We start from the raw sequence: 15,728 nt of genomic DNA, 5'->3' as shown, positions 1-15,728 counted from the left end.
CGCAGCGGCCCCGGGAAAACTCAACTTCAAAATCCCGGATGCCGCTATGCCGCACCCAGGCTAGGATATTTCCCAAATATATAAATTAATAGGGATAGATTGGCGGTGATTGTACTATCTTTGCGCGCCGATACAAGGACTGTCTATGTATTCACCATTAATATTCAATACCATGTTCACATTGGCTCGTTGATAACGCGCCAATATGTCGTACTCTTGTTTGGTGATGTAGCCATAAGAATTGCCACAATATACAAGTGACGTGGCTCCGGGTTTGGGTTTGACTTGAACGGGCAAATCACACTCCCAACGAAATTGGGTTAAATCACAATTTGCGAACGCCAGATTCAAAGGTAAAAGAGATAAAGCAATAGTTACATACCACTTCCTGTTCATAGTGTGCACCACTTGCATGTTTTTGTTTTTTAAGTATAGGATAAAATTCTAAAAAAGCAGTCAAGGATCGTCATGCTTTCATCCAGTTCTGAATACATCAATGCTCTGCGGGAAGGACATTACCTTCTTTTTTTGCAATGGGTCGATTTTATTACGAAGAAATATGAGACTAAAGGCGCAGACGACTTAGTAAATGTGTTGATTTTTGAATGGTTAAGCCATAGTTATTCTGAGGAAGATGCAAAAAAACTAGCGATCTTGCAGGCTGTATTTGAGATGGAGTCCAAGCCTTTACAAGGAAAATTGGACTATTCGCTTAAAATAATTAGCCAAGCCTTATTTCTATGTATGGTTTTTCAGAAATCTGCAATGGATATACAAAGATTATCACAGAACCAGATTACAGGACGGACAATAGATAAATTAATTGGTGAAAAACTTGCCCAGCTAAATCCATTTACTTATGAAAAGAGATTAGAAGATGCGCAAATGCAGTTTTATGAGTGGGTAGAAAGCGCCGATGAAAAAGAAGTGGTGGATGCATTTGCAAAAATCAATGCGGTTACTGCGCCCAGATATCTTCTTGAAGATTATATTTTGCACCTGGAACGCATCAAAATAAAAGACGATGAACTTTATAGTGCACGATTAAGTATGGCAAAACGTTTTCTTGGCTATTTGTATAAACAAACTGAAATGTCTCCGAAAGTAGCTCATGTAATTACTACATACGTGAACTCACTGCGGGAATTGCATCCCAGCAAGAGCGAATTGGAATGTTTGAATAATATATCTCCTCCTTCTGCCCGGGAATATGCCTGGCGTTGGGCAACAGGAATAGGAATAAGTTTTTTTAGCATCGTGTTACGTGAAAAATCACTAGGGGATTTAATTTCCGGGACAAACTTGTCTTCAAATGACGCAGTAAATTTTGATCTAAAAAAGTAAGGTATTTTCAGAAAAAGAAAACATTATTGCCTCATTCCAACTTTTGCACTTCCATACCTGTATTCTATTTTTATTCTTTACGTACGGATGCCAATTTCAGTGCCACTAATTTTTGGATATAAAACCACCCTAAATCGAATTCATCTTTTCTATGGGAAAAATTGGCGCTTGCAGGATTGGCATGATGATTATTATGTAACTCTTCCCCACATCCAAGGACACCGAGTCTACAAATATTTTTTGAGTTGTCATTCGTATTATAACTCCTATATCCGACAGTATGCGCCATGCCATTAATATAAAAGGTTGTAATAATTGATACTAATATAATTTGTATACTCCAAAGAGGTACCGCCCAAATTCCCAGGGCAAGAACTTCTAAACATAATAAAAGAATTGGACCTTTTTCAGCGTGTTTTTCATACAAATTCTTTTCCAAAAAATCATAATCATGAATTTCAAACGTACGGACGCTATCACTTTTTTTTGCTTCATGAACCACTTCAAGGCCATAAAGCAACATTTTAAAAAGGCCGTTAATCACTGGTGAATGAGGATCTTTTGGTGTATCCGTATACTTGTGATGAAGGTGATGGATTGCAACCCACTCCCTTCGTTTTGCTCCAATAAATAGCCATAGCCAAAATCTAAACAAATGGGTTAGCAAAGGATGAAATTTTACCGCCCTATGGGTTTCAGAACGATGTAAATAAATGGTTTGGAGGGTTAAGGTTATATGAAGGGTAATTAGTAAAAATATTGAAATATACCACCAGTTAACTCCTAAAATTCCTTCTCTAAGGGTTGGGGATAAAAGAGCTATAATCCAGGTACCTAAAATAATGCTGATTCCAGTTAAAACTATACCACTATCAATCCAACTGATTTTCCAAAAAGAGAAATTAAACTTGTTCACCGTAACACCTATAAATCTTTTGGTGAATAAAGGCTCCCGCATTAAAAAAACAGAGTTGTAGATACTATGAACTGACTACGCCTTGTCTTGAAAAAGGTTACCACTTTTACACCAAATTAATTTAAATCCTAATTCAATGTCCTTTTTTCCAAATGAATTGTTCCAGAACGCCCGTGCTTTATTATTTCTATGCAAGGATATACTCAGTATAGAACATTTATAACCCAACAAGAGTAAATAAATAGCAAAAAATATTTGAAGAGTTGGTTAATAAAGAATACGTAATGAGGAACTAATTTTGGCTATAGTTCATCAAGCAGGGGACTTTCGGTTCCACCAGCCGCCTCCCAAAGCCTGAAACAGCATGGCTGTATCGGTGTAACGGGCGGCTTCTGCTTGAATTACATTTAAATGGTTTTTTAAGTATGCTGATTTTGCGTGCAGGACTGCCAAATAATTCACTTTACCCAGGTGATACTGGGTTTTGATTAAATTAAGTTGATGAAGGGAATTTTTTTCTGAATTAGCCTGGGCCTGTAACAATTCCGCGTCATATTCGAGGCTATGGAGGACATTTGCTACGTCCACAAACGCATCAATCATTATTTTTCTATATTGGGCCAGGGCATATTCATATTCGGCAATGGCCATTTTTCGTTGTGCACGTAAAGCGCCGCCTTTTAACAAAGTCTGGGCCACTTGTCCGGCATAACTCCATACATTATTCATAGGATTAAAAAGGGTACTTAATGTTGTTGAAAACCAACCGTAGTTGCCTATGATATTAAATTTTGGGAATAAATTGGCTGTTGCAACACCTATCTCGGCACTGGATTTATGTAATATTGATTCTGCACTTCGTACATCTGGCCGTTGTTTTATTAATTCAGAAGGCAAACTAAGCGGGAGCTCAGATGGCAGGTGTAAATTGCTCAGTTTAAAATGAGGAAGATTGCTTGCATTCGGTGGGGAGCCAATAAGCACTGCGAGAGCATTATATTGTTTTGCCAAACTGTTCCTAATGGGGGGCAAATTAGCTAAAGTTTCTTTTAGACGGTTCTCGCTTTCCAGTACATTAAGACGCGAAACATGTCCTAAGTGATAGTTATTTTTAGTTAGTTTTAATGCGTGCTTTTGACATGCGATCAAGTCCTCCATGGTTTTTAATTGATCGTGCAATGAAGCAATGATGATGCTGGTTGTTACTATGTTTCCGGTTAATGCCAGGTAGGATGCTTCCAGTTCAAAGCGCTCATAATCTATTGCTGCTCGTAACGCTTCTAATTGACGCCGGGTTCCCCCAAATATATCTAAGTTATAAGAAACACTAATTCCGGCGCCATAGAGATCAAATTGATTTCTGAACCTAAATGGAAGCTGTTGTTGTCCTGGAAGCGGAGTAATATTGATTCCAGTTGCAATTAATGTATTTCGTTCCCGGCTCGCCAAAAATTGAGTGCTTGCTACAGGAAACAATTCAGGGCCGACTACAGCAAGTAGATTGGCCTGTGCTTTACGTAACCTGGCTTTACTCATTTCTACGGTTGGATTATGGTGTAAGCCTTGAGCAATGAGTGCATTTAATTCCTTGGAATGAAAAATTTTCCACCAGGAGCTGGAGATATCCTGGTTGTAATTCAAATGCTGGGATGTACCTGCTGAGCTGGGAGCGCTAACTGTTTTATTGGTGTGATTATAACGAATGTTTTTGGGTGTTTCAGGTAAACGGAAATTAGGTCCCACCTTGCAACCGGAAAGAGTCCACAAGGACAAAAACAAAAAAATTATTTGCATTTGCTTCCCCATTTATCTATCCATTCCCATTGAAGTTAATCGTAACTGGTTGCCCGGGGTGTAAATGCCTAAATGCTGTTTTGATGGGTTTTGCTTCAATGCGATAAACGAATTTTGTTCTTGAACTCTCACTAAAGATGTAGGGCGGGGTATATTCTGTTTTTGATGAGATGTAGTTTACTGTTGCAGAATAATTTTTCTCACAGCCATCACAACTGATGGTTATCTTATCTTTCAACTTCAATTTGGGTAACAAAGGTTCGGGAAGATAAAAAATAATCTTAAGGTTTTCGGGGGCCACTAGCGAAAGAACTGGGCGTTCTTTTGCTACAAGCTCACCTACAGTAAAATAGGTATCGTAAATATAACCAGAAATAGAAGAATATATTTTTTTATTTGATTCATTCCATTGTGCCTCGGAAATTTCTGCTTTAAAAGATTCGACTGCTGCCTCTTGAACAACTAAAGCTTCTTTAGCACTGAGATAATGATTCTTTACTTCTTCAAGTTGTTCTCGGCTTACCCCTCCAGAGCGTGCCAGTTTTCGATAGCGTAGGAGCAGATCATAATGATACTGCAATTGTTCTTGTTTAATCTTTGTTTGTGCCAGGGCTTTGTTAAGATTTGCTTTGGCTTTTTGGAGTTGAGCTTTTTGGGGTTCTACGTCTAAAGTAAATAATAAATCTCCTTTTTGAACTTTATTTCCCTTGGCGACATCCAAGCTCATGAGATTACCGGAAAAGTTACTTGATATATAGGTATAATCTGCATCAACATATCCTTGCAATGAATTGTTTTCTTTATTACAAGCAATGCTAGTAATGCATAAAGTAAAAATAAACAACCATTTTGAGGAGGGTTTTCGCATATTTATTATTTTTATGAGAACTAAATCAATCAGGTAAAAATAAAAATTACCACCAATTGATATAGGTTTACAATACTGGATTGAAGCAGCGTGTCATTTCAAGCAAGCAAGTTTTAAGGTGATATAGATTGCCAGTCTCGTAAATCTTAAGATAGGATGTTGCTTTTATTCTTTCAGCTATGCCTTTTCAAAGTCGACTTTCAAGGAAAGAAAATGACAAAAACTGAATTTCTTCGTATTTGGTCTATTGCTAAAAAAGAATTTATTCAGATCAAGCGAGACTTCTTGATTTTTTTGTGGTTAATTTTTATTCCAGTAATACAAATCCTTTTATTTGGCTATATAATAAATACCGATCCCAAACATTTACCTACAGTGGTTATTACTACTGAAAATACTTCTTTTACCCGAAGTTTATTGGAAGGATTAAAGAATACCAATTATTTTTCCATTGAAACGGTAACTCAAAATGAAAAAACAGCGGAACGACTATTACTTAGTGGACGAGTTTTATTTGTAATCAATATCCCACCCAATTTTACACGTGATCTCATTCGAGGAAAGACCCCTCATGTGCTGATAGAGGCTGATGCCTCTGACCCTGTAGCTGTTGCCAATGCATTTCGGGCTGTTTCTGAGTTACCCGCTAAAGTTTTTGAACACCAACTTCAAGGTTCACTAAATTACCTTTCCCCGACACAACCTCCATTTGTTTTTGATATTCATGCAAAATATAACCCTGAGTATATCTCCCAATTCAATACAATACCTGGATTAATTGCTTTATTAATTTTTTCAACCCTTGCTGTTTTAACGGCGGTTTCTATTAATTCCGAGGTCGAGAGGGGAACCTTTGAGACTTTATTAATTACTCCTCTAACACCAGCCAATATAATTTTGGGAAAAGTTATACCTTATTTTATTTTTGGGTATGTACTTTTGTTTATATTATTAGCAATTGCCTACTTTATTTTCTCTATTCCATTTCAAGGCAGCCTTTTTCTTTACCTATTGCTTGTAGCTCCTTATTCTTTATCGAGCCTGGGTACTGGTCTTGCTATTTCCGCGGTTACCAAAACACAATTTGCAGCGTTAGGCTTATTTAATGCCTATTTGATTATTGCAACAATTATCTCTGGATTTTTGTTCCCTTTCAGTGGAATACCTTATTGGGCACAATACATTAGCCAATTACTCCCTTTGACTCACTTTGTGCGCGTAACAAGAAACAGCATGTTAAAAGGAGCAGGGTGGGATATATTATGGCCAGACATGTGGCCTATAATTATTTTTACTCTAATTATTATTTTATTAGGTGTTTTACTTTTCAGAAGAACGTTAGACTAGAGAGAAATAGCATGTTCAAAGAACATTTGGACTTTGAATGTATGGATATTCTGATTATGAATAAAAACTCAGAAAATTATGAGAATCTTATTTTAAAGCATCCTCTCTTTTGTCTTTTGGATTCTCAAAGCGCCCAACAATTGCTTATGTACTGCCAATCCGAATATGTTGATGCAGAGCAAAATATTGTGATTGAAGGGGAAGCAATTGATTGCATTTATTTTATTGTTTCTGGCCTAGCAGAAGTCACCAGAAAAATACATACCTTGGAAAAACACCAGGTCATGCGTATTGCCGAATTAAAAAAAGGGGATATTATCGGTTTAACCTCAGAAGGATTTGCCTCCCAGACAGGCCTACAAACCGCTACGGTAAAAGCAATAAGTCCCACGCACCTTCTTAAAGTCAGTCTTTATGATTTTCTTCAATTTTTAAAACAGCCGCAAGTAAAATATCCCAATTTAAAAAAACTAAGTGAAGAATTTCTTTTAATTCAATATATTCGTTCCCATCATCTCTTTAAGAACTTTACCCATGAAAAAATTCAAGTCATGGTCAGGGCTGCACAAAATATAAAAATTCCTTCAGGGACTTGTTTGTATCAAGAAGGAGACGTTGCCCATGCTTGTTATTATCTGCTTAAAGGTGAAATTGTTCTGTTGAATTACAAGCAAAATTCTTCGACCCTAATCAAAATTAATCAAATGTTTGGTGATGTTGAATTTATGTCAGAGACGAGGAGAATTGACAGTGCTTATGTGCGAAGTGATAGTGAACTATTAATTATAGAAATGGACATGGTCAAAAAATTTATAAGTAGTGAACCTCCCTCGCTATTTCAGAAGATCATTTCTAAGTTGATGAGAAATTAATATGATTAAATAGGTTGCCATTCTTATCTTAAGATAAAATTTATTGGGTATTTTATGGATAAAAGCAATTATATAATTGATGTAAGACACTTAACTAAAACTTTCGAAAAAAAACAGGTAGTTAATAATCTTGAGCTCAAAGTAAAATATGGAGAAATATTTGGCTTTATTGGTCCAAATGGAGCAGGAAAAACTACATCTATAAGGATGTTGTGTGGTCTTATCACCCCTGATTCAGGTACAGGGGAATGTGTGGGTTTTGATATCTTAACCCAATCTCGCCAGATTAAAACACTTGTTGGATACATGTCCCAGAACTTTGGCTTATACAAAGATCTTACTGTCTATGAAAACATGCTTTTTTTTGCTGAAGTATATGGTGTGATTAATAAAATGGAACAGATAGATAAATATTTGCATAAATTTGATCTGGATCAGTACAAACATCAGATTGCAGGCACATTATCTGGGGGGTGGAAACAACGCTTATCTCTTGCTGTTTCTCTCTTGCATGATCCCTTGTTGTTATTATTGGATGAACCCACGGCTAATATTGATCCCAAAGCCAGACGTGAATTTTGGGAGATGATGCATCAACTTTCAAGAGAGGGAATTACCATTTTATTAAGCTCACACAATTTGGATGAGGTCGATAAGTGCGACAAAATTGCCTACATGTATTATGGAAGCACTCTGATGTCTGGAACTATAGAGGAAATATTAAACTCCGTTAATCTTACTACCTGGAGAATCAAAGGAAAAAATATAGCAATGTTGGCACATCAACTGGAGGCAACTGAAGGAGTGGATCAGGTTTTGAGGTTCCATAATGCATTACATGCAAGCGGAAAAGACGCGGAGGAATTATCCAAGGCGATACAACCTTACATTTCAAATGATTTTTTTCAGGGAAAAATAATTGAGACCACATTGGAAGATGTATTTGTTTGGCTCTCTACCTATGGTGAGCAGAGAATCTAATGATAAAAAGTGAATTTTGGCGGGTTCTTACCGTAGCTAAAAAAGAATGGATTCAAATTAAACGTAATATTTCTACTTTTTTATTTTTATTTTTTATCCCAGTCCTCCAAATACTTCTATTTGGATTCGTGATTAATACAAATCCCAAGTTTTTGCCAACCACAGTGCTCTCTGCAGAGGAGACTTCATTCTCTCGTTCCTTGTTGGCAAGTCTAAAACATACAGAATACTTTTTACTCGATTCCAGGGCTCAAACCGAAAAAGAGGCTGAGAATTTATTACTTAGTGGCAAGGGGTTATTTGTTATTAACATTCCTCCTAATTATTCCCGAGATTTATTAAGGGGAAATAATCCGCACATCTTAATTGAAGCAGATGCTTCTGATCCGGTGGCTGTGGCAAATGCTTTTCGAGCGGTTTCAGTTTTATCTGAAAAAGTATTTGAGCATGAGTTGAAGGGCTCACTAAGCTACCTTTCCTCGCAGAAGACACCCTTTGTTTTTGATGTCCAACCCAAATTCAATCCTGAAAGCATTTCCCAGTATTACATGGTTCCAGGGCTAATTTCGGTTTTGATATTTACCACACTTACTCTCCTCACCGCGATGTCAATTACAGCAGAGTATGAATCTGGAACTTTTGAGACATTGCTCACCACACCGCTTAGTGCACTAAATATTATTTTTGGTAAGGTAATTCCACATTTTATAGTGGGATACCTTATCTTATTTATATTATTATTTATTTCCTTTACCGTTTTTGCAGTGCCGTTCTACGGTAGTTTAGCGCTTTATCTTTTAATTATGGCACCATACTCCATAAGCAATTTGTCTATGGGGCTGGCGATTTCTGTATTTGCAAAAACTAAATTGCAAGCAGTCGCCTCAACGAATGCGTATATACTTGTAGCATTTATGATATCGGGGTTTTTATTTCCATATAGCGGCATGCCCGCCTGGGCTCAACACATCGCTCAAATCCTGCCGCTGACGCATTTTCTCAAGATTACTCGGAATATCATGTTAAAGGGTGCGGATTTTAGCATTCTTTGGCCTGATATCTGGCCAATTTTATTGTTTATGACGCTTATCGTTATTTTGAGTGCGTTGTTATTTAGGAAAACACTGGATTAGAAATGAGAGAAACTTGTAACTAAAACTCAGCTCCTCCTGAAAAGTTGCCATGTTTGCGGTATTTATTTCAGGAGAGCGGAGTTCATTGTTGATCGATTATTTAATCTTTTTTCCCTGCCAACTTTTCTTTGATGCGTGCAGCACGACCAGCCAGATTTCGGAGATAATATAGCTTGGCGCGACGTACATCACCACGTCTTTTTACGGTAATGCTATCAACAATCGGACTAAAAGTCTGGAATACACGCTCAACGCCAACACCGTGAGAAATTTTACGGACAGTGAATGCAGAATTCAAACCACGATTACGTTTGGCTATGACAATACCTTCAAAAGCTTGTAAACGTTCACGGTTACCTTCAATTACTTTCACTTGAACCAAAACAGTATCACCTGGGTTGAACTCAGGGATTTCTTTCCCTTGCATTTGTTCCGCATTTAATTGGTCAATAATATTAGTCATGGACTACTCCTCAAATTGGTTCATCCTTTAGGAATCACCGTGTTCATACTTAAACCTAGCAAGCAATTGCTTGTCTGTTTCACTTAACTGTATTTTTTCAAGTAAATCTGGACGTTTAAGCCAGGTTTTACCCAGAGATTGCTTTCTTCGCCACAGTTCTATTTCTCTGTGATTGCCACCTAGTAAAACCGGAGGCACCTCTAGCCCGTCAACGGTTGCTGGTCGAGTATAATGAGGGCAATCCAGTAAACCATTCATGAATGAATCTTGTTCTGCCGAACCAAGATGCCCCAAACTTCCCGGTATTAAACGAATAATTGCATCGATAAATACCATGGCGGCCAGCTCACCACCACTTAAAACAAAATCACCAAGAGACCATTCCTCATCCACATACTGGTGAAGAATACGCTCGTCAATTCCTTCATATCGCCCGGCAATAAAAAGCAGGGGTTGTTTATCTTGTGCCACCTGGTTTAAATCATTTTGTCGAATTACCTTACCTTGGGGGCTTAGGTAAATCGTTTTACAGTGACTCGGCATTTGCCTGCGCGCCTGCAAAATCGCCCCTTTTAAGGGCTCATACATCATAACCATTCCCGGACCGCCACCATAAGGCTTATCATCAACTTGCCTGTAGGGCCTGGAAGACCAATCTCTTGGATTCCAGAAATCAATCTTGACTAATTCCTGCTCAATTGCTCTGCCCGTAATACCAAAATTCAGGGAATTAAGTATTTCGGGTATTAAGCTAATTACTCCGAGATGAAGCACCACTTAAAAATCCACATCCCAATCAACGGTAATTATTTGTCGATTGCTATCAATATCCAATATAAATTGGCCGGGTAAATAAGGTATTAAATGTCTTTTATTACCTTCTATAACCAACACATCATTTGCACCTGTAGGGATTATCTCTGTGACATTTCCAAAAAGTTCGCCTTGTTGGTTTATCACTTTCATCCCTATAAGTTGATGCCAGTAATATTCACCAGGTTTCAGTGTTTCCAGTTGTTCCTGTTGAACTGCAATTTCTATATTAGTAAGACAAGCTACTGATTCGCGTTCAGGGTAACCTTCAACTTGGACTATAATGGATTTATTTTGTACTTCAGCATGGGTTAATTTTATTGGCTGCCATTTATTATTAATAAAGGCATGCCAATTTGCATACTTCAGGACATTATCACGAGGCTCTGTGAAGGAGTGAACCGTAACAAAACCTTTAATACCATGTGGTCGCCCAAAACGGGCAATTACTATCCAGTTCGCCTGACTATTCACTTTATTAAGCAGCTTCGCCTTTTTCTTTCTTATTAAATTCTTTGACCAAAGCACTTACGCGATCAGACAATTGTGCACCCACTTTTTGCCAGTGGCTTAATTTTTCTGCATCAATGTGGAGGCGTACTTCTTGTCCACGAGCTACAGGGTTAAAATAACCGATACGCTCGATGTAGCTGCCATCGCGACGCTTGCGGCTATCAGTAACGACCATATGATAAAACGGACGCTTTTTAGCGCCACCTCTTGATAAACGTATAACGACCATTGTTTTCCTCTACTTTAGAGTGGTTACGTAAAAATGCCGTGTATTGTACGAAAATTAATTCAGCATGTGAAGTAATTCTTGCGAATTATTTAAAATCATCGGGTAATATACCTTTTAAACCCGCCATTCCACCAATTCCACGCATCATTTTTTGCATTCCACCAGGTTTGGTAAATTTTTTCATCATTTTTTGCATTTGTTCAAATTGCTTTAATAACTTATTCACATCCTGTATCTGTGTTCCTGAGCCCAAAGCAATGCGTTTTTTCCTTGAACCTACGATAAGCTTGGGTATCCGGCGTTCTTTAGGGGTCATCGAATTAATAATGGCGATAGTTTGTGCCATAGCTTTGTCGCTGACTTGTTTCATAGCTTGCTGAGGCATCATCTGATTTATCCCGGGCAATTTGCTCATCATGCCGGCCAGGCCACCCATATTATTCATTTGCAGAAGCTGCTGTTTAAAATCCTCCAAATCAAAGCTTTTGCCTTTTTTTAGTTTTTTAGCGAGTTTCTCACTGGCTTGCTTGTCCGCTTTGCGCTCAACTTCTTCAATAAGTGTGAGAATGTCTCCCATACCCAGAATTCTTGAGGCAATTCGTTCAGGATGAAAGGGCTCCAAAGCATCTACTTTTTCCCCGCTTCCAATAAATTTGATGGGTTGTCCAGTTATTTGTTTTACCGAAAGAGCGGCACCACCTCGAGCATCCCCATCTGTTTTAGTGAGTATAACCCCGGTCAATGGCAGGGCTTCATGAAAAGCTTTCGCAGTATTCGCCGCATCTTGTCCGGTCATACCGTCAACAACGAACAGAGTTTCGATAGGATGAATTTCTTTGTGTAAGGCTTTTATTTCATCCATCATATCAGAATCGATATGCAATCGGCCTGCAGTATCAATCAGCAATACATCCATATATTGTTTTTTGGCGGTGTCAACTGCTTTTTTTGCAATGGCCAGAGGTTGTTCATTTGCTTCTGATGGGAAGAATGCTACACCAATTTGATCTGCTAATACTTTAAGCTGCTGTATTGCCGCGGGTCGGTACACGTCGACGCTCGTTACCATAACCTTTTTATTCTCAGTTTCTTTTAAGTAACGCGCCAGCTTTGCAGTACTGGTTGTTTTACCAGACCCCTGAAGTCCCGCCATTAAAAATATTGCGGGAGGCTGGGTTTTAAAATTAAGTTCAACACGTTCATTGCCCATAATATGAATCAATTCATCATGGACGATTTTAACAAAAGCTTGATCAGGATTGAGTTCAGTTAACACTTCCTGTCCCAGAGCTTTTTGCTTTACTTGTTCAACAAATTCTTTAATAACAGGTAAGGCAACATCTGCTTCTAGCAGTGAAAGCCTGACCTCACGCAAAGCGTGTTGTACATTCTCTTCAGTTAATCGACCTTGCCCCCTTAAATTTTTAAAGGTGCGGGTCAAACGTTCGGTTAAGGTTTCAAACATAATGTGTTGCCCGAAAAAAAATAGAAACTATAGCACAGAGAGCCCATGATATGAAACTCCAGGCTCTCGTAATCCAGGAAGCTGCATTCATCACTCAGATCCCTGAACATTATTATAGTGAAAATTAGCAAAAGAGTTGCTGCAAATAATCTGCAAAATGATTGGTTTCGCTGTTTTGCTCTTGGGGTTTTTCTCTTAGAGGGAGTGCAAATTTATTCTTTTATCAAAACAAATACGAGATTGCCTAGCCCTCTTGCATGGGCGAGTGATTTTGAGCAAAAAGACAGGAAAAAAGGCAGAGATTTTCTAACTAAATCATGCTATTTTACAGTGCATGCTAAAAACCTAGGGTTGTCAAACAAAATTAAGGAACATTTTGTTTAATTATTGCCCGATTATTAAGGGTTTCTTAAGCTAATGTCTATATAATATAGCTTCTGCAAGCCCCAAAACTGCACTGAAGGAATGCGATGATCGATAAAAAACATTCACTGACAATTTTCAGTTTGACTATGATAACTGTTGGTTCTGTAGACAGTATACGCAATTTACCTGCTACAGCTCTATTTGGTAGTCAATTAATTTTTTATTTTATTTTAGGTGCCTTATTCTTCTTAATCCCCACAGCATTGGTCTCAGCAGAATTAGCTTCAGGATGGGCACGCCAGGGGGGGATTTACATATGGGTAAAACAGGCTTTTGGGAAAAAAATGGGTTTTTTAGCCATATGGCTGCAATGGATTGAAAACGTAATTTGGTACCCCACCATTTTATCTTTTGTTGCAGGAACCATTGGCTATTTAATTAATCCTGCACTTACTAGCAATCCCTATTTCCTGTGGGCGGTAATCGTCAGTTCATTTTGGGGGGCTACACTATTAAACTTGCGGGGAATGAAGTCATCTGCCGCATTCAGTAACCTCTGTTCTCTTGCTGGTCTGTTGCTGCCCATGTCCCTCATTATTGGCCTTGGGGCAGTGTGGGTTACTCAAGGAAATCCCTTGCAAATTCAATTTGATATTCCGAGTATTGTGCCGCATGTATCGGATAAATCCATGTGGGTATCCCTAACGGCAATTATCATGTCTTTTTGTGGTATAGAAATCGCAACGGTTCATGCTAATGATGTAAACAACCCGCAGCATGCTTTTCCAAAAGTTCTAATCTATTCCGTTGGCATTATTCTAAGTACTCTAATTCTTGGCTCTTTAGCCATCGCGATTGTCTTACCTGGGAAAGATATCAATTTAGTAGCGGGCATTATGCAAGCTTTTGAGGCGTTTTTCTCCAGCTATCATTTGTACTGGATGATGCCTGTTGTTGCGGTAATGCTGGTTCTTGGCGGACTTGGCGGAGTGAGTAACTGGATAATTGCTCCCACAAAAGGGTTATTGGTTGCTGCAGAAGATGGGAATTTACCCGATTTTTTTCAACGGACGAATAAAAAAGGGGCTCCAGTGGTAATGCTTTATACGCAGGCGAGTATCGTCACTGTCTTATCTGGTTTATTTTTGTTTATGCCCAGTGTTAATGGATCTTATTGGTTGCTGACTGCGTTAGCCGCTCAATTGTATATGTTGATGTATTTCATCATGTTTGCCGCAGCAATTAAATTGCGGTTTACAGAACCTCACCACCCTCGACCTTTTGCAATCCCTGGCGGCATCATGGGAATGCTGTTTGTTGCCGGTATTGGAATGATTGGTGTTTGTGCTACTTTGGCCGTAAGTTTTATTCCTCCAGAGGGAATCAATGTAGGGAGCATGGCCCGTTATGAGTTAACCCTGATTATCGGTCTAATTTTAATGTGTTTACCACCATTTATAAGTACTTCTCAGGAAAAAACAGCAGTGCTGGAAAATGCTGTTCCCGAGTAAGACATCTGCCTAGCCTCCTTATTTATGTGTAAGAAGGATAAAAGCATGACCGATTTATTTGTAGAATCGACTGAATTACTAAGCCAGTTAATGGCAAGATTACCCGAGCTGGAATGGAAAATAAGCGAGCTCGGGTCTTTTTTTTCGGGTCAGCGCTTACCAAGAGGTTTATTTCATATTGAAGGGGAGGTAAGTGGTGCTGCATGTATTGCAGAAATCAAAGCTGATATTCGCACTTTGTCCAACCAACAAAACGAACGATGTGCATTTTATTTGGCAGAGCGGATCAGACAAAAAATTAATGTTCTGGTTGTTTTATGCCAAATGCATCAGGGAAAGAATAAGCCCGAGGCAAAACTTTCTTTTGGCATTAAGATGCTAAGTACACGCCAGCAATGGATAAATAGTCTTGAGTTGGAAATTCAAACCTTGGAAGAACAACAAAAAGCAATGGCCAGGGCTTTGCATCATTTACGGCATAATGATAATTCCAGTGCCATTTTGCAAGTAAAATCAGAATTGGGCGAAGTGGAACGACGCTTAACCCTGGCGAAAGAAAGACTAAATCGCGCTATTTCTTGATCAATTTTCTTTTTCTAAATAAAGTAATGCGGTGCCAACTTGGCATAATTAACTTGAAAATAATTACTCAAACCTTTCCCTTAACCTAGGATTCATAGTAGGGGGAGAGCATGAGTAGTTACAAAAGGAGCTTTCTAAATGTCAGAAAAATTTTCTCAGATTACTAAAGACATCAGCACTCAATTAGCTAAAATGCGTAAGGAAATGCCTGAAGTAATGTCCGGATTTTCAACCCTTGCCCAAGCAGCAACCAAAGAGGGTGCACTCGATAAAAAAACTAAAGAATTAATTGCTATGGCTTTGGCTGTTGCAAAACAATGCCCAGGATGTATCGGGTTTCATTCCCAGGCTTTAATTAAATTGGAAACAACTCGTGAAGAGCTTTTGGAAGTTTTAGGCATGGCTGTATACATGGGAGGTGGCCCCTCTTTAATGTATGCTGCTGAAGCTCTGGAAGCATTTGAGGAATTTTCTCAATAAGTGAAGCGGGTTGCGGACAAACGCTGACACCATCACACTGAGGCTTGGGTG

General features: G+C 38.5%; 17 protein-coding genes. 8 read left to right on the top strand and 9 right to left on the bottom strand.

What is annotated here, in order from left to right; all coding sequences use genetic code 11:
- Nucleotides 1–114 precede the first annotated feature (114 nt).
- A complete protein-coding gene (locus KYQ_RS13315; RefSeq protein WP_010654760.1) occupies nt 115–396 on the bottom strand; it encodes a hypothetical protein in 282 nt (93 codons plus the stop codon).
- 72 nt (nt 397–468) lie between these two features.
- On the opposite strand from KYQ_RS13315, the gene KYQ_RS13310 reads away from it, so the two are divergent.
- A complete protein-coding gene (locus KYQ_RS13310) occupies nt 469–1,344 on the top strand; it encodes a helical bundle domain-containing protein (protein ID WP_010654759.1) in 876 nt (291 codons plus the stop codon).
- A 70-nt stretch (nt 1,345–1,414) separates the two neighbouring features.
- On the opposite strand, the gene KYQ_RS13305 is transcribed toward KYQ_RS13310, so the two are convergent.
- From KYQ_RS13305 to KYQ_RS13295, 3 genes are all read right to left on the bottom strand, one after another.
- Entirely contained in the window at nt 1,415–2,260 is an 846-nt protein-coding gene (locus KYQ_RS13305) for an acyl-CoA desaturase (protein ID WP_010654758.1), read from the bottom strand.
- Between the two features lie 312 nt (nt 2,261–2,572).
- The gene (locus KYQ_RS13300) at nt 2,573–4,054 is read right to left on the bottom strand and encodes an efflux transporter outer membrane subunit (RefSeq protein ID WP_231294557.1); all 1,482 of its coding nucleotides are present in this window, start codon (nt 4,052–4,054) and stop codon (nt 2,573–2,575) included.
- A 16-nt stretch (nt 4,055–4,070) separates the two neighbouring features.
- Entirely contained in the window at nt 4,071–4,922 is an 852-nt protein-coding gene (locus tag KYQ_RS13295; protein WP_010654756.1) for an HlyD family secretion protein, read from the bottom strand.
- A gap of 213 nt (nt 4,923–5,135) precedes the next feature.
- Here KYQ_RS13295 and KYQ_RS13290 point away from each other — a divergent pair, with 213 nt between their 5' ends.
- From KYQ_RS13290 to KYQ_RS13275, 4 genes are read left to right on the top strand one after another with little or no spacing between them, the layout of a single operon-like run.
- Entirely contained in the window at nt 5,136–6,269 is a 1,134-nt protein-coding gene (locus KYQ_RS13290; RefSeq protein ID WP_010654755.1) for an ABC transporter permease, read from the top strand.
- An 11-nt stretch (nt 6,270–6,280) separates the two neighbouring features.
- The gene (locus KYQ_RS13285; protein ID WP_010654754.1) at nt 6,281–7,141 is read left to right on the top strand and encodes a cyclic nucleotide-binding domain-containing protein; all 861 of its coding nucleotides are present in this window, start codon (nt 6,281–6,283) and stop codon (nt 7,139–7,141) included.
- Between the two features lie 54 nt (nt 7,142–7,195).
- Entirely contained in the window at nt 7,196–8,122 is a 927-nt protein-coding gene (locus tag KYQ_RS13280; RefSeq protein ID WP_010654753.1) for an ABC transporter ATP-binding protein, read from the top strand.
- Entirely contained in the window at nt 8,122–9,255 is a 1,134-nt protein-coding gene (locus KYQ_RS13275) for an ABC transporter permease (RefSeq protein WP_010654752.1), read from the top strand. Before KYQ_RS13280 ends, KYQ_RS13275 begins: the two co-directional genes overlap by 1 nt.
- Nucleotides 9,256–9,355: 100 nt before the next feature.
- On the opposite strand, the gene rplS is transcribed toward KYQ_RS13275, so the two are convergent.
- The 5 genes from rplS to ffh form a co-directional block, all read right to left on the bottom strand.
- A complete protein-coding gene (gene rplS, locus KYQ_RS13270) occupies nt 9,356–9,718 on the bottom strand; it encodes a 50S ribosomal protein L19 (protein WP_010654751.1) in 363 nt (120 codons plus the stop codon).
- Between the two features lie 27 nt (nt 9,719–9,745).
- On the bottom strand, nt 9,746–10,495 hold the full coding sequence (trmD, locus tag KYQ_RS13265; protein WP_019350175.1) for a tRNA (guanosine(37)-N1)-methyltransferase TrmD: 750 nt from the start codon (nt 10,493–10,495) through the stop codon (nt 9,746–9,748).
- Nucleotides 10,496–11,005, bottom strand: a complete 510-nt coding sequence (gene rimM / locus KYQ_RS13260; RefSeq protein ID WP_010654749.1) for a ribosome maturation factor RimM — start codon at nt 11,003–11,005, stop codon at nt 10,496–10,498.
- Between the two features lie 4 nt (nt 11,006–11,009).
- Nucleotides 11,010–11,273 (bottom strand): 30S ribosomal protein S16, encoded by a 264-nt coding sequence (gene rpsP, locus KYQ_RS13255; RefSeq protein ID WP_010654748.1) that lies wholly within the window; start codon nt 11,271–11,273, stop codon nt 11,010–11,012.
- 85 nt (nt 11,274–11,358) lie between these two features.
- A complete protein-coding gene (gene ffh / locus KYQ_RS13250; protein ID WP_019350174.1) occupies nt 11,359–12,738 on the bottom strand; it encodes a signal recognition particle protein in 1,380 nt (459 codons plus the stop codon).
- A gap of 470 nt (nt 12,739–13,208) precedes the next feature.
- Here ffh and KYQ_RS13240 point away from each other — a divergent pair, with 470 nt between their 5' ends.
- The 3 genes from KYQ_RS13240 to KYQ_RS13230 all read left to right on the top strand — a co-directional run bounded on the left by KYQ_RS13240 (nt 13,209) and on the right by KYQ_RS13230 (nt 15,677).
- Nucleotides 13,209–14,615 (top strand): amino acid permease, encoded by a 1,407-nt coding sequence (locus tag KYQ_RS13240; protein WP_010654746.1) that lies wholly within the window; start codon nt 13,209–13,211, stop codon nt 14,613–14,615.
- 45 nt (nt 14,616–14,660) lie between these two features.
- The gene (locus KYQ_RS13235) at nt 14,661–15,197 is read left to right on the top strand and encodes a hypothetical protein (RefSeq protein ID WP_010654745.1); all 537 of its coding nucleotides are present in this window, start codon (nt 14,661–14,663) and stop codon (nt 15,195–15,197) included.
- A gap of 138 nt (nt 15,198–15,335) precedes the next feature.
- Nucleotides 15,336–15,677 carry a carboxymuconolactone decarboxylase family protein gene (locus KYQ_RS13230; RefSeq protein ID WP_010654744.1) on the top strand — a complete coding sequence of 114 codons (342 nt, stop codon included), beginning with the start codon at nt 15,336–15,338 and terminating at the stop codon, nt 15,675–15,677.
- Nucleotides 15,678–15,728: the final 51 nt, after the last annotated feature.

The organism is Fluoribacter dumoffii NY 23 (genome assembly GCF_000236165.1).
Classification (GTDB): domain Bacteria; phylum Pseudomonadota; class Gammaproteobacteria; order Legionellales; family Legionellaceae; genus Legionella; species Legionella dumoffii.
This window is presented reverse-complemented; position numbering and strand designations above follow the sequence as displayed.

Bases quoted from the DNA above. Each gene is read 5' to 3' on its own strand.
- rpsP (WP_010654748.1), bottom strand. From the start codon at position 11,273: ATGGTCGTTATACGTTTATCAAGAGGTGGCGCTAAAAAGCGTCCGTTT.
- KYQ_RS13290 (WP_010654755.1), top strand. From the start codon at position 5,136: ATGACAAAAACTGAATTTCTTCGTATTTGGTCTATTGCTAAAAAAGAA.
- KYQ_RS13310 (WP_010654759.1), top strand. From the start codon at position 469: ATGCTTTCATCCAGTTCTGAATACATCAATGCTCTGCGGGAAGGACAT.
- KYQ_RS13235 (WP_010654745.1), top strand. From the start codon at position 14,661: ATGACCGATTTATTTGTAGAATCGACTGAATTACTAAGCCAGTTAATG.
- KYQ_RS13315 (WP_010654760.1), bottom strand. From the start codon at position 396: ATGAACAGGAAGTGGTATGTAACTATTGCTTTATCTCTTTTACCTTTG.
- KYQ_RS13300 (WP_231294557.1), bottom strand. From the start codon at position 4,054: ATGCAAATAATTTTTTTGTTTTTGTCCTTGTGGACTCTTTCCGGTTGC.
- KYQ_RS13230 (WP_010654744.1), top strand. From the start codon at position 15,336: ATGTCAGAAAAATTTTCTCAGATTACTAAAGACATCAGCACTCAATTA.
- KYQ_RS13240 (WP_010654746.1), top strand. From the start codon at position 13,209: ATGATCGATAAAAAACATTCACTGACAATTTTCAGTTTGACTATGATA.
- rplS (WP_010654751.1), bottom strand. From the start codon at position 9,718: ATGACTAATATTATTGACCAATTAAATGCGGAACAAATGCAAGGGAAA.
- KYQ_RS13295 (WP_010654756.1), bottom strand. From the start codon at position 4,922: ATGCGAAAACCCTCCTCAAAATGGTTGTTTATTTTTACTTTATGCATT.
- ffh (WP_019350174.1), bottom strand. From the start codon at position 12,738: ATGTTTGAAACCTTAACCGAACGTTTGACCCGCACCTTTAAAAATTTA.
- KYQ_RS13275 (WP_010654752.1), top strand. From the start codon at position 8,122: ATGATAAAAAGTGAATTTTGGCGGGTTCTTACCGTAGCTAAAAAAGAA.
- KYQ_RS13285 (WP_010654754.1), top strand. From the start codon at position 6,281: ATGTTCAAAGAACATTTGGACTTTGAATGTATGGATATTCTGATTATG.
- KYQ_RS13280 (WP_010654753.1), top strand. From the start codon at position 7,196: ATGGATAAAAGCAATTATATAATTGATGTAAGACACTTAACTAAAACT.